Below are 12975 nucleotides of genomic sequence, written 5' to 3' on the forward strand. Positions count from 1 at the left end.
CCGCCGAGGTCGCTTCCCCGGGGAAGGAGCCCAGCCGTGGACGGATGGTATGTGGACGACCGCTGCACGAACTGCGATGTGGCCCGGCAGTTCGCGCCCGACCTGATCGAAGAGGCCGACGGGAAGTCACGGATCCTGCGCTCGCCGGCCGACGAGGCGGAGAACCGGCGCTTACACGCCGCGGTCTTCGCCTGTCCCACCCGCTCGATCCGGCCGGTGACCGGCAGGGCGGACCAGGCGCTTGACCCGTTCCCGCTGGCCCTGGACGACGGCGTGCTGATCTGCGGACACAACTCGACGCACACCGCGGGCGCGAACTCCTACCTGCTGCTGCGGCCGTCCGGCACCGCCATGATGATCGACACGCCCCGCTGGAGCCGGGAACTGGCCGAGCGGTACGCGGCGTCGGGCCCCGTCACCGACGTGCTGCTCACCCATCGCGACCACGTGGCACACGGCCGCCGCTACGCCGACCACTTCGGCGCCCGGCTGTGGATCCACGAGGGCGACCTGGACGCCGCGCCCGACGCGGACCGGGTGATCCGTGGACGGGAACCCCAGGAGATCGCCGAAGGCGTCACCGTCCACCCGCTCCCCGGGCACACCCTGGGCAGCGTCCTCTATCTCGCCGACGACCGCTACTGCTTCAGCGGCGACAGCTTCTACTGGTCGCGTACGACCGGTGATCTGGAGGTCGCCGAGACCGTGACCTGGTACTCCATCGAGGCACTGGCCGACTCCCTGGCCCGGACGGCGGGCAGGCTGCGGTTCGAGTGGGTCCTGCCGGGCCACGGAGACCGGCGCCGCCTGCCGGCCGACGAGATGTCCCGGCGGCTCCACGGCCTGACGGAACGCACACGGCTGCTGCGCCCCCGGCCGATCGACTTCACGGGTGTCCGCTGGTGACGTGACGTGACGCGGCATGACGTGACGGTCGGCGCGGTCAGGGCGGCGTCATGCCCGCGGGATGTCCGGGGCGGCGGCTTCCAGGTCGGCGATGGTCCCCGACATGATCGTCCGCACATGCTCCGTGATGTGCTCGGCGGGCCAGTCCCACCAGGCGACCGCCAGCAGCCGGGCGATGTCCTGCTCGGCGTAGCGGGTGCGGATGAGGCGGGCCGGATTGCCTCCGACGATGCCGTAGTCGGGTACGTCACCGGTGACCACGGAGCCGGCGCCGATGATCGCGCCGTGGCCGATCCGGACGCCGGGCAGCACCGTCGCGCCGTGGCCGAACCAGACGTCGTTGCCGACGACGGTGTCCCCTCGGTTCGGCAGGCCGGTGAGCAGGTCGAAGTGCTCCGCCCAGGAACCGCCCATGGTGGGGAAGGGGAAGGTCGAGGGACCGTCCATACGGTGGTTCGCGCCGTTCATGATGAACCGCACCCCCGTGCCCAGCGCACAGAACTTGCCGATGATCAGCTTCTCCGGCCCGTAGTGGTAGAGCACGTTGCGCGTCTCGAACGCGGTCGCGTCGTCCGGGTCGTCGTAGTACGAGTACGCGCCGACCTCGATCAGCGGGGACTGCACCAGTGGCTTGAGCAGCACCACCCGGGGCTGTTCGGGCATCGGGTGCAGGACCGTGGGGTCGGCGGGTACAGGCATGGCCGGCGATTCCTCAGGTGTCTCGGGTCGGTGAACGGCCCATGATCGCGCGATCGGGCCGCCGCGTACAGCGAGGTGCATCCGGCCGCCCGAGTGCGACCGGTACACCGGCGGGAGCGGGCGCGGCGCTCGCCGACGCCGATGACGGACTGCCCGGCCCCGCCGCCGCTCCGCGGCCCCGCTGCCTCACTGCGGCGGATCCTGGGAGAGCGCGTCACGGAGCTGCGCCCGGGCGCGGATGCCCAGCTTGGGGAAGATCTTGTGCAGGTGGTAGCCGACCGTGCGGGGCGAGAGGTACAGCCGGGCCGCGATGTCGCGGTTGGTCAGCCCCTGCGCGGCCAGCTCGGCGATCTGCCGCTCCTGCGGGGTGAGTGCGCTCGCCGGGCTCGGGGCCGCCGCCGGGGCCCCCGCCGCCCGCAGTTCCGCCGCCGCGCGCTCGGTCCACGGCCGGGCGTCGAGCCGCTCGAAGCATTCCAGCGCCGCACCGAGGTGCGGTCGTGCGTCGGCGCTGCGGCGCCGTCGGCGCAGCCACTCACCGAAGTCGAGCTGTATCAGCGCCTTCTCGAAGGGCCAGCAGTCGGTGACGGAGTCGGCGAGAGCGGCCCGGAAGTGCTTCTCGGCGTCCTCGGTCTCGGTCAGCAGAGCGGCGGCCCGGTGGAGTACGGCGGCCAGCCGGGGGGACCTGTCGGAGGTCAGGTCGTGCTCCATCGCGTCGACCACCGTCCGCGCGTCGTCCGCCCGGCCGGCGCGCACGGCGGCGGCCGCCAGATCGCCCAGGTAGTAGAGGGAGGCGTGGTAGTGGACGGGAGCCGGGCGGAAGTCGCGGGTGAAGGTCGCGCGCAACTGGTCGTAGGCCTCGGCGTGGTCGCCCGCGACGAACGCGGCCATGCCCATGGCGTGCCGGTGCCGGACCTGAAGGCTCCGGGAGCCGCGCAGGTCCACGCCGCGTACGGCCTCCATCGCCTGGGCCCGCCCGGCGGCGTGGTCGCCCTGCAGCGCCCGCAGGGTCGCCCGGAGGACGCAGGCACCCACGGTGACGTTGTCCGCCCCCGCCTCCGTCGCCATCCAGAAGGCTTCGTCGGCCGCGGTCCGGGCCGCCGTCCAGGAACCGCTCTCGAACAGGGCGAGGGCGAGGGCCTGGGTGACCGTGGCGTTCGTGCCCGCGCTGCCGGCCCGCCGCAGGACGTCCATGGTCCGCCGGAGAATCCGTACGGCCTGCTCGGTCTCGTCCAGGATCCAGGTCGCGCCGCCGATCGCCGTGAGGTCCCCGAGCGAATCCTGTGACATGGCGGCCAGCCCGTCCCGCAACAGCCCGGTCGACCGCTCCCGTCGACGATGCGGGTCGACGACCGCCGCGGCCCAGGCGAGGGCGGCGGGATCGCCCGGTGCGTCGATCAGCGCGCTGATCCGCTCCAGCTCGGTCCGGTAGTACGGCGCCCCGGAGTTGTAGACGGACGTCGCGGCGGTGCTCAGGGTGCCGAGTGCCAGATCCGGAGCCGCGGTCGCGGTGGCCTCGGCGACACCGAGCAGCAGCCCCAGCGCCTCCTCGTGGTGGAGCGTGACCCCCAGGGCCCAGCCGCCCAGGAGGGAGGCCTCGGCCCGCAGCCGTCCGTCACCGGTCAGGTCACCGACGCGTCCGCTGATCTCGCCGACCCACTGCGGGTGACCGGCGAACATGGCCGACTGCGCGGCCGTCAGCAGGCGCCGGGCACGCAGCTCCGGCTCCGGGGTCAGCTCCGCCGCGCGTTCCAGCGCCGCCGCGGCCGCCGCGTGGCCGCCCCTCGCACGAGCGCGTTCGGCACTCTCGGCGAGGGCGTCGGCGACCTCCGCGTCCTGCCCTGTCGCCGCGGCGGCCAGATGCCAGGCGCGGCGGTCCGGTTCCCCGGTGAGCACGGCGGCCAGGGCGAGGTGGGCCTGCCGACGCTCGGTGAAGGACGCGGCCTGGTAGACGGCCGAGCGGACCAGCGGATGACGCAACAGCACCTGACCGGCCTCGATCCGCACCAGGCCGACGCGCTCCGCGGGTGCCAGCGCCTCGACGACGTCCGACGAAGGGGCGGCACGCATCAGGTCGGCCAGCTGTCCGCTGCCCGCGGCGGCGACCAGGAGCAGGGCCTCACGCGTGGCCGAGGGCAGACCGGGCAGGTCGGCGGCGAAGAGATTCACCAGACGTGCGGTGAGCGGAACCGCGGTACCACCGTCCTGCCCCGCGCCGTTCCGCCCCCGGGCGAGGGCTCGGGGCAGCTCGATCAGGGCCAGCGGGTTGCCGGCGGCCTGCTGGAGGATCTGCGTGCGGGCCCGGCCGCGGGGCGGGGCGGGCTGCGCGTCCAGCAGCAGCCCCGCCGCCGCCCGGCTCAGCGGGCCGACGGTCACCTGGGGGAAGTCCCGGTCGAACCGGGCCGGTACGGCCTCCTCGCGGGCGGCGAGCAGCATCACCACGGGGGTGCCCTCCAGACGCCGGGCGAGGAAGCCCAGCACGTCCACCGAGCCGAGGTCGAGCCACTGGGCGTCGTCCACCAGCAGGAGCAGCGGCTGCCGTGCCGCGGCGTCGCCGAGCAGGGCGAGGACGCTGACGCACAGCGACAGCTGGTCGAGGGTCACCGCGCCCGGCACCGCCGCCGGCCCGAAGGCACGGTCGAGCGCCTCCCGCTGCGGGGCGGGCAGCGTGTCACCGGGCAGCAGCGGATGCAGCAGCTGGTGGATGCCGGACAGGCCCAGACCGGCCTCGCCCTCGCTGCCGCGCACGCGCAGGGTCCGCAGTCCGCGGGCCCGTCCCTGCTCGGCCGCCCAGTCGACGAGGGTGCTCTTGCCCGCCCCCGGCTCCCCGGTCAGCACCAGCACCTGCGGGCCGGTGCCGGCCACCGCCCCGAGCAGGTCCCCGACCCGGGACAGCTCGGCAGCTCTGCCCAGGATGCCCGGATCGGCGGGGTGCTCGGCACCAGTGTGCATCACGGTCGTTCTCCTCAAGCCGATGATCATGCCGCTGGGAATCCTGTCAGCCGCGACCGGCCCAGCGCGCGGCAACCACCGTACGACCGGCCGCTCACGGTCCCGCTTCCGCCTCCGCAGCCGGCCGGGACCGGCGCCTCCGCCTCCGCTGCCGGCCGGGACCGGCGCCTCCGCCTCCGTTCCGGGCCGGGACCGGCGAGCGCGCACGACTGGTCATGTGACAGAAGCGCCGCCGCTCCGGCTCCTCGAATGATGGCCCTGGTCAGGGAACACGCCCACAGCGCGGGCGATCGAACAGGTCCGGAGTTCGTGTATGACGGTCCATCCATCCAAGCCGGCGGCCGATGAGGCAGCCGGCCGCCGACCGCGCCGCGCGGGGCAGGCGCACCCCCTCGGCCGGGACGGCGAGATCGAGCGGATCCTGCAGTGCGTCACGCGCGAGCCCGGCAGCCCCCAGGCGCTGCTGCTCCTCGGGGAGGAGGGGATCGGGCGTACGACGCTGCTCCGCCACGCCCGGGAAGCGGCCGCCGGCAACGGCATGCTGGTGCTGTCGGCCCAGGGCTGGGCCGCGGACCGGCGGCAGACCCGCGCCTGCCTGCAGCAACTGCTCGCACCGGTCCTGGACGTCGTGCCGGCCCTGCCCGGCCCGCACGGCCAGGTGCTGAGTGCCGCCCTGAACCCCGGTGCCGGGCACGTCGGGCCGGACGACGCACAGGTGCAGGCGGCACTGCTGGCGATGCTGGACCGGCTCGTCACCCTCCGCCCGGTACTGGTGTCCGTGGACGACGCGCACAGCTGCGACCGCGCCTTCCTCGACGCCCTCTGCGCGGCCACCCGGCTCCTGACCGGCCGCGCGCTGACGGTCCTGCTCACCGCCCGCGGCGACGCGCCCCCGCTCGTCCCGCCCCCCGGCACGGAGACCCTGCATCTGGGCCCGCTGAGCGTCCCGTCGGCCGCGGCGCTGCTCGACCGGCAGCCCGCACCGACCATGGGCAGGCGCAGGCTGGAGATCCTGGAGGAGGCCGAGGGCAACCCCCTCGCCCTGGTGGAACTGAGCCGCCGTACCCCCTCGCCCGCCCGGACGGGACTCTACGGCGCCGTGCCGGCGCAACGCCCGCACACGGCCCAGCTGTTCGCGGCACGCCTCGACGCGCTTCCCCCGGAGACCGCACGGGCCTTGCTGTACGCGGCCGCCGCCGGACCCGGCGAGACCGTCGCCGCCCTCATGACGGCCCTGGGCACCGACGACCTGGCGGTGTGGGCCCCGGCGGAGGCGGCCGGCCTGGTCGCGCTGGTCGAGGACCGCCTGGTCTTCCGGCATCCGCTGGCCCGGTCGGCCGCGCTCTCGCGGTGCCCGGCGGACGCGCGGCACCAGGCGCACCGGGACCTCGCCCGGGCCGCCGCACACCCGGAGGCCCGCGCCCGTCACCTGGCCGCCGCCACCGTCGGCACCAGCGAACCCGTGGCCGCCGCCCTGGCGGACTCCGCATGGCGGCGCCGGGACGCCGTGGCCGCCGCACGCGCCCTGGAGCACGCGACCCGGCTCAGCCCCCGGCCCGAGGCCCGCATCCGCCGGCAGTCCGAGGCCCTGGTGGCCGCGCACACCGTGGGCGATCCCGGCTGGGTGCGGGACCTGTACGGACGGTTCGTACGGGACGCGGCGGATCTGGAACGTGTCGCCCGCGAGTCGTCGGACCCGCACCCCGCCCGGCTCGACGCGGCGGATCCGGATCCCGCCGCTCGGGAGTCGCCGGATCCGCGAACGGCCGTGCGGGACGGGGCGGAACCGGATCCCGCGGTCCGGCGCTCGTCGGACCCGCAACGCCCCCGCGCCCACGCGAGCGACGCGGAGCCCGCCCGTACGCATCCTGACCTCGCCTGCGCCGCCGCCGCTTCCCTGGCCTCGGTCCTGTCCCAGGAATCCTCCCCGCGGGAGGCCTTCGACGTGCTGACGAACGTGTCGGGGCACATACGCGCGGCCGGCCGGCCGGTAGCGCTCACGATGGCCTCCCTGGCCGCCACCATCGCGTTCCAGTCCGGTCTCCCGGAGCACCGGGCGGCGCTGGCCGCCCTGCTCGACGGCGCCCGGCAGGCCGGCCGGCCCGGTGCCCGCCCGACCCCGGTGACCGGGCTGCTGGGCCGTCTGGACACGCCGGACGCGGAAGCGGCACTGGACGCGTTCGTCACCACGGTGCTCCGCCCGCGGACCGCCGCCCGACTGCTGCCCGGCCTCGGCCGCCCGCACAGCGGGCTGCTGGACGCCCCGGACGCGCTGGCCTGCCGGATGGCGGTCGCCTCGGTGGCCTACCACGCCGACGAGGCGGACGTGTGCCTGGCCCAGCTGCGCAAGGCCGACGCCCACCTCCGGGCCGCGCGCGCCTTCGGCATCCGCGCCTGGTCGGTCCTCGCCCTCCAGGACACCCTCGTGAACACCGGGCGGTTCACCGAGGCCGAGCAGCTGATCCGGGAGGCCGGGGCCGAGGCCGCGGTCCTGCGCCTGCCACGCCTCCAGGCGGATCTGGAAGCGCAGTCCCTCACCCTGCTGGCGCTCCGCGGAACCGTCCCGCGGGAGCCGTGGCTCACCCCTTCGATCTGGCGCGCCGTCTGCCTCGACGAGAACCGGGCCACCCACGCACGTCTGCTGCGCGCCCGGGGACTCGCCGCCATCGCGCTGGGGGACTGGGACGCGAGCTGGCGGCACCTGCGCGCCCTGTTCACCGCCGACGGATCCCCGCTGCACCCCTTCCTGTCGTCCCGGAGCATCGCCGAACTCGCCGTCGCGGCCCAGCGCACCGGCCGCTCGGCGAAGGTCGCGCCGATCCTCGCCCGGGTCCGGTCGGAGCAGGGGGAGCGCCCCACCACCAGGATGACGCTGCTCCTGCACCATGCCACCGCCCTGGTCGACCCGGACCACGACGCCGAACAGCACTTCCACCTCGCGCTGGTCAACCACGAGGCGGAACGCTGGCCGTGGGAGCGTGCCCACGTCCGCCTCAACTACGCCATCTGGCTGCGCCGTCGCCGCCGGCCCCGGGAAGCGCGCGAGCAGCTGAACACGGTGCTGGAGACCGCCGAGCGCCTCGGCGTCGGCGCCCTCGCGGCAGCCGCCCGGCGCGAGCTGCGCGCCTGCGGAGCGGCGGCCACCCCCGACACCGGAGACCGGCTGGAGCAGTTGACGGCTCAGCAGCGGCAGATCGTCCAGCTGGCCGCACGCGGCCTTTCGAATCGTGAGATCGGTGAACAGCTCTTCCTCTCGCCGCGTACGGTCGGCTCACACCTGTACAACGTCTATCCCAAGCTCGGCATCAGCCGTCGCCACCAGCTGCGTGACCTCCTTCAGGAGCGGTGAGGCGAACGGCCGTCTCCCCGCCGACCCGCTGACGAGCGGCGCGGCCCAGTCAGAGGAGAGTGCGTGATGCCGGGAGCCTTCGGACACCGAGCGGGCGGTGACTCCCACGCCGCGATCGTCCTCGACGCCGTCGTACAGCGACTGGTCACCGCGTCCGCCACGCCGCCGTCCCTCGACGACCTCGCCCCCGAGGCCGGACGGCGGGCACTGCGCGAGACCCAGGTGGACCGCATCGAGGACTTCGACGTGGACGCGGTCTTCCGGGTGGCCTCCGTCGGCCCCTCCGGGCTGCTCGGCTTCTGGACCGTGCGCCCGGCCGGTACGACGGACCCGCTCCCCACCCTCCTGTACCTGCACGGCGGCCGGTGGAGGCTCGGCGACGCGCAGACCCATGCCCGCCTCATCAGCGAACTCGTCGTCGGCGCGGGTGTGTGCGCCGTCGTCCCGGAGTACAGCCGCACACCCGAGGCCCGCTACCCGGTGGCGCTGGAGGAGTGCTACGCCCTGCTGGACTTCGTGGTCTCCCGGGCCGGCGGACTCGGTCTCGACGCGGACCGGCTGGCCGTGGCCGGCGACTGCGCCGGGGCCACCCTCGCCGCCGCCGTGACCATGCTGGCGAAGGCCCGGCGCGGCCCGCGGATCAGCGCACAGCTGCTCTACTACCCGCTCACCGACCACCGCTGCGACAGCCCCTCGCAACGGCAGTTCGCCACCGGGTACCTGCTCACCCGCCGGGCGCTGCGCGCCTACTGGGGGCAGTACGTCACCGACCCGGCGCTGCGGGACGAGCCGACCGCGTCACCGCTGCGTGCGCGGACCGAGGAACTGGCGGGACTGCCGCCCGCGCTCGTCGTCACCGCGGAGGCCGACGTCGCCCGGGACGAGGGAGAGCAGTACGCGCGCCAGCTGCGCGCGGCCGGGGTCGACGCCTCCGCCGTGCGGTTCCTCGGCACGATCCACGACTTCGCGGCGCTGCACGCCCTGCACGACAGCGCGCCCACGCGGGCGGCGCTGGAGACCGGTTGTGCCTTCCTGCGGGACCGCCTGTCCTGACGGGGCACGGTAGGGCCGAGGACCAGTCGACCGACTGATGCGCCGCAGGGCCCCGGCACAGCACGCTCACAGTATGCCAACCGTCATCGGATCCTTCGAAGACAGACGCTGGTGCACGACCGCCGTCACGAGCCCGCGAGCCCACGTGCTGACCACCCGCTCGGTGCCGCCCCGGGAGAGCCTGGACTTCTGGCACGACGCCGTGCTCGCGACGCTCGTGGGGATGGACATCGCCACCGAAGGCCGTACGTACGACGCGGCCCTGCGCACCGCGCACCTCGGAAGCCTTCGGATCACCACGGTGGAGTGCGACCCTGGCCGGGTCCACCGGGCGCCGCGCTTCATCGCCCGCGGTGACGGGCGGCAGGTCTTCGTGGCCCTCCAGAGGACCGGCCGGGCCCAGGTCGAACAGGACGGCCGGACAACCGAGCTGAGGGCCGGAGACATCGGATTCTTCGAGACCCTCCGGCCCTTCCGCACCACCTTCCCGGAACGCTTCCGGATGCACGTCTTCGCGGTCCCCCGGGACCTGCTCGAACGGCCGGAAGCCGACCTGGGGCAGCTCACCGCGCGCGCACTGGGCCCGGACCGTGGTCTGCCCGCCCTGCTCACGCCGTTGCTGGAGCGGCTGGCGGACGGCTCCGAGACATACGCGACACCGGTGGCCGAGCGGCTGGCCCAGGCCGTCATCGACCTGACGGCGGCCACGGCGGCCCATCACCTGGGCGCGGACACCACGGAGCTGACGGGCACCGACCGGGTGCTGCTGCTGCGGATCAGGAACTTCGTCAGCTGGCACCTGCCCGACCCCGGCCTCACCCCCCGGCGCATCGCCGCCGTCCACGGCATCTCCGTCCGGTACCTGCACCGGCTGTTCGAGGCCGAGAGCACCACCTTGTGCCAGTGGATCCGCGAGCTGCGCCTGGAACAATGCCGCCGGGAACTCGCCGCACGCGAACCGGGAGCCGTCAGCCTCGGCCAGGTCGCACGACGCTGGGGCTTCCGCAGCCTCGCCGGGTTCAGCAGGGCGTTCCGCGGCTGCTTCGGGCTGTCCCCCACGGACTGGCTCGACCGGGAGCGCGGGAGCGGCACGGCGGGAGAAGCGCCGTGCTGACGGGATCGTCCACCACCCCCGCCCAGGGGCTGTCCTTCTCCACCGGGGACCTCGCCACCCGGGACCGGGTCGCCGCCTGGCAGCGCACGCTCTCACGGGCCTTCGTGGACCTGGAGGTCGCCGTGGAGCGTGGCCGCCCGTGGGCGGGCGAGCTGTCCGTGGAACGCTGGGGGCCGCTCCAGATCGCCACGGAGAGGTCCGGCCCGGGAACGATCGTGCGCAGCGCCCGGTCGGTGGCCGCCGACCACCGCACCCACATCCTGATGCGCCGGCAGCTGGAGGGCACCGCGCTGCTGCTCCAGGACGGCCGCACCGCCGAACTCCTGCCCGGCCACACGGCGTTCCTCGACGCGCGGCGCCCGTTCCGGATCGTGCTGCCCGGCCGGCAGCGGGCCCGGGTCCTCATGCTGCCCCGGGCTCAGCTGCGCCTGGACGAAGGCCAGCTGTCCGCGCTCACGGCCACCGTGGTGGACGAGTCGGGGGAGGGAGCGGCAGCCCTGCTGCTGCCGGTGCTGTGCGGGCTCGTCGAGGAGGTCACCAGGGCCCCCGCGGCCCGCCGCGAGCAGCTCGCCCGCGCCGCGGCGGAGATCCTGGCCACCGTCGCGCTGGAACAGGCGGGGAGCGGGCCCGCGCCGGCGCTGTGGGAGCGGATCACGGAGTCCGTCCAGGACCGCCTGGGGGAGCCCGGTCTGGCCCCGCAGGACATCGCCGATCAGCACGGCATCTCGCTGCGCTATCTGCACCGGCTCTTCCAGCAGCACGGCACGACCGTCAACTCCTGGGTGCGGGCCCGGCGCCTGGAGGCCGCCCGCCGGGAACTCGCCCGGCCCGGTGCGGTGCACAGGTCGATCGCCGCGGTGGCCGCGCGCTGGGGGTTCGCCAGCCCGTCCCACTTCAGCCGGACGTTCCGCGAGACGTACGGCATGTCACCCGTGCAGTGGCGCAACGCCGCCGCCGGCACGGACGCCCAGCCCCACGACCCCGCAGGAGAGCGCACTGTTCCCTGACAGGCAACACCCGGGGCGCTGTCGGCACGGTCGGAGCATCCCGCGTTCCCTACCTTTCGGTTCACATGGTTCCGGCGGAAGGGAACGGGAATGAAGCGCAGGGCGATGGCATGGATGCTGCCCGTGTTAATGGTGGCGGTGAGCGTGGTGGGCTCCGGGGCACCGTCCTCGGCGCAGAGCGGGGACGCCGCGGCACCGGCGTCGACCACGGCGGTCGGGCCCCAGTACGACACCACGCACGTCTACGTCACCCCGGGTGACGTGGACGCGTTCGTCGACAGCTGGCAGGCGACCTTCGGCGGCAGCCACACGGCCAAGGTCGTCACGACCGTCACCCCGACGCCCAGCAGCACCGAGTCGGAGCTGGTCCTCTCGCCCGTCGGCACCCTGTCCGTCTTCGACTTCAAGACCCCCGTCCCGTACCCGTTCGGCACCGAGCGCACGGGCTGGCTCATGAGCGACTTCGACAAGGGCGTGCGGCTGGCCCGGAAGAGCGGCGCGCACGTGGTCGTCGCGCCGTTCGACGACCCCATCGGCCGGGACGCGGTCGTCCAGTTCCCGGGCGGCGTCAACGCCCAGTTGTACTGGCACACCAAGGCGCCCGCGTACGCGCCCCTGGACAGCGTGCCCGACAACCGCGTCTACCTCACGCCCGACGCGGTGCACGACTTCCTCGGCTCCTACCTGCGGTTCACCGGTGGCCGGATCGTCTCCGACCAGCGGACGGCGGACGCCGGTGACATCGGTCTGCCCGGGAGGACGTACCGCCGTATCGCCATCCGGTCCCCGTTCGGCAACACGGTCGTGAGCGTCACCGACGGCCATCTTCCCTACCCGTTCGGGCGCGAGACCACGGGCTACGCGGTACGGGACCTGGCGGTGACGCTGCGCAAGGCCGAGGCGGCGGGGGCCGAGGTGCTGTGGGGGCCGTACGCCGCCGACGGCCGCGCCGACGCGATGGTGCGGTTCCCGGGCGGCTATGTGGCCGAACTGCACGAAGACAGCCATCACTGAGCCGCCGGGCCGGCGGCAGGGCGTCGCGGTGAGCGGCCCGGCAGACAGACGAACGGGGGAGGGACGGCGGTCCGTCCCCCCACCAGGACGACGAGGAAACGCAGTTGAGGGACGAGATGATGGGTGACGACGTCTACCAGCCGGACGGGGCGGAGGTGCAGGACGACGTCGGCCTGCTCGACGCGTCGGACACGCTGGACTACCGGGGCGGCGAGGAGGCCCTGGACGAAGGCTACTCACCCCCGGAGAAGCCCTGGGGCGTGAACCGCACCGGTGTCACGGCGGCGGAGCGGTGGCGGGGCGAGAGCCTGGCGGAACGCCTCGCCGAGGAGCAGCCGGACATCGGTGTCCCCCAGGGCGACGGGATCGGCGACACCTGGGACACGGACGGCGAACTCATCGACGACGAGGTCGGTGACGAGCGCGCCGGACGCCTTGTCGCGCCGGACGAGGGCAGCCACGAGATCACCGAGTCCACCCCGTTCGCATCCGACCGGGGGCTGGACGGCGCCGGGGCGTCGGCGGAGGAGGCCGCGATCCATGTGATCCCCGACGGCTGGACCTACTGACCTTCCGGCCCGGCGCTCTGCCGGCACCCCGCATCGGCCGGGAACACGAGACGAGGACGACCGCATGAACACCACCGGACCGGCTCCGGACCACGACGGCCACCCGCACCTGCGCCACATCAGGGAACGGATGGCCGAGCACCACCACCGCGCTCAGGCCGAGCGAGAGGAGTCCGACCTGGAGCAGGCGATCGACGGCGCGGCGTTCGACCTGGGGACCGACATCGCCCGTCCCACGGCCGGCGGTGCGGAGGCCGGGTACGACGTCGACACGGACCTCGGCATCGGACCGCGGTAGCACGGTGGAGAGGGCCG

Annotated in this window: 10 protein-coding genes; 8 read left to right on the top strand and 2 right to left on the bottom strand. The window is 74.4% G+C overall.

Annotation, left to right across the window (positions count from 1 at the left end; all coding sequences use genetic code 11):
* Nucleotides 1–36 precede the first annotated feature (36 nt).
* Nucleotides 37–906 carry an MBL fold metallo-hydrolase gene (locus tag ACZ7KF_RS39470; protein ID WP_471086789.1) on the top strand — a complete coding sequence of 290 codons (870 nt, stop codon included), beginning with the start codon at nt 37–39 and terminating at the stop codon, nt 904–906.
* Between the two features lie 48 nt (nt 907–954).
* Here ACZ7KF_RS39470 and ACZ7KF_RS39475 read toward each other — a convergent pair whose 3' ends face one another.
* Nucleotides 955–1605, bottom strand: coding sequence for a CatB-related O-acetyltransferase (locus ACZ7KF_RS39475; protein ID WP_471086792.1), 651 nt, complete (start codon nt 1603–1605; stop codon nt 955–957).
* A 186-nt stretch (nt 1606–1791) separates the two neighbouring features.
* Nucleotides 1792–4554: an ATP-binding protein gene (locus ACZ7KF_RS39480; protein WP_471086893.1), complete on the bottom strand. Its 2763-nt coding sequence runs from the start codon at nt 4552–4554 to the stop codon at nt 1792–1794.
* Nucleotides 4555–4867: 313 nt separating this feature from the next.
* On the opposite strand from ACZ7KF_RS39480, the gene ACZ7KF_RS39485 reads away from it, so the two are divergent.
* The 7 genes from ACZ7KF_RS39485 (at nt 4868) to ACZ7KF_RS39515 (ending at nt 12958) form a co-directional block, all read left to right on the top strand.
* Nucleotides 4868–7903, top strand: coding sequence for a helix-turn-helix transcriptional regulator (locus ACZ7KF_RS39485; protein WP_471086795.1), 3036 nt, complete (start codon nt 4868–4870; stop codon nt 7901–7903).
* A 66-nt stretch (nt 7904–7969) separates the two neighbouring features.
* On the top strand, nt 7970–8956 hold the full coding sequence (locus ACZ7KF_RS39490) for an alpha/beta hydrolase (protein WP_471086798.1): 987 nt from the start codon (nt 7970–7972) through the stop codon (nt 8954–8956).
* Nucleotides 8957–9029: 73 nt separating this feature from the next.
* The gene (locus ACZ7KF_RS39495) at nt 9030–10070 is read left to right on the top strand and encodes an AraC-like ligand-binding domain-containing protein (RefSeq protein ID WP_471086801.1); all 1041 of its coding nucleotides are present in this window, start codon (nt 9030–9032) and stop codon (nt 10068–10070) included.
* Complete coding sequence (locus ACZ7KF_RS39500) at nt 10064–11077, top strand: helix-turn-helix domain-containing protein (RefSeq protein WP_471086804.1); 1014 nt, start codon at nt 10064–10066, stop codon at nt 11075–11077. Before ACZ7KF_RS39495 ends, ACZ7KF_RS39500 begins: the two co-directional genes overlap by 7 nt.
* Nucleotides 11078–11167: 90 nt before the next feature.
* Nucleotides 11168–12091 (top strand): glyoxalase, encoded by a 924-nt coding sequence (locus ACZ7KF_RS39505; RefSeq protein WP_471086807.1) that lies wholly within the window; start codon nt 11168–11170, stop codon nt 12089–12091.
* Between the two features lie 116 nt (nt 12092–12207).
* Complete coding sequence (locus ACZ7KF_RS39510; protein WP_471086896.1) at nt 12208–12660, top strand: DUF5709 domain-containing protein; 453 nt, start codon at nt 12208–12210, stop codon at nt 12658–12660.
* A gap of 64 nt (nt 12661–12724) precedes the next feature.
* On the top strand, nt 12725–12958 hold the full coding sequence (locus ACZ7KF_RS39515) for a hypothetical protein (RefSeq protein WP_471086810.1): 234 nt from the start codon (nt 12725–12727) through the stop codon (nt 12956–12958).
* Nucleotides 12959–12975: the final 17 nt, after the last annotated feature.

The organism is Streptomyces sp. NPDC038200 (assembly GCF_055600785.1).

What these genes read in the sequence shown, in the direction of transcription:
- ACZ7KF_RS39475 (WP_471086792.1), bottom strand. Translation starts at nt 1,605, where the DNA reads ATGCCTGTACCCGCCGACCCCACGGTCCTGCACCCGATGCCCGAACAG.
- ACZ7KF_RS39480 (WP_471086893.1), bottom strand. Translation starts at nt 4,554, where the DNA reads ATGCACACTGGTGCCGAGCACCCCGCCGATCCGGGCATCCTGGGCAGA.
- ACZ7KF_RS39485 (WP_471086795.1), top strand. Translation starts at nt 4,868, where the DNA reads ATGACGGTCCATCCATCCAAGCCGGCGGCCGATGAGGCAGCCGGCCGC.
- ACZ7KF_RS39490 (WP_471086798.1), top strand. Translation starts at nt 7,970, where the DNA reads ATGCCGGGAGCCTTCGGACACCGAGCGGGCGGTGACTCCCACGCCGCG.
- ACZ7KF_RS39495 (WP_471086801.1), top strand. Translation starts at nt 9,030, where the DNA reads ATGCCAACCGTCATCGGATCCTTCGAAGACAGACGCTGGTGCACGACC.
- ACZ7KF_RS39505 (WP_471086807.1), top strand. Translation starts at nt 11,168, where the DNA reads ATGAAGCGCAGGGCGATGGCATGGATGCTGCCCGTGTTAATGGTGGCG.
- ACZ7KF_RS39510 (WP_471086896.1), top strand. Translation starts at nt 12,208, where the DNA reads ATGATGGGTGACGACGTCTACCAGCCGGACGGGGCGGAGGTGCAGGAC.
- ACZ7KF_RS39515 (WP_471086810.1), top strand. Translation starts at nt 12,725, where the DNA reads ATGAACACCACCGGACCGGCTCCGGACCACGACGGCCACCCGCACCTG.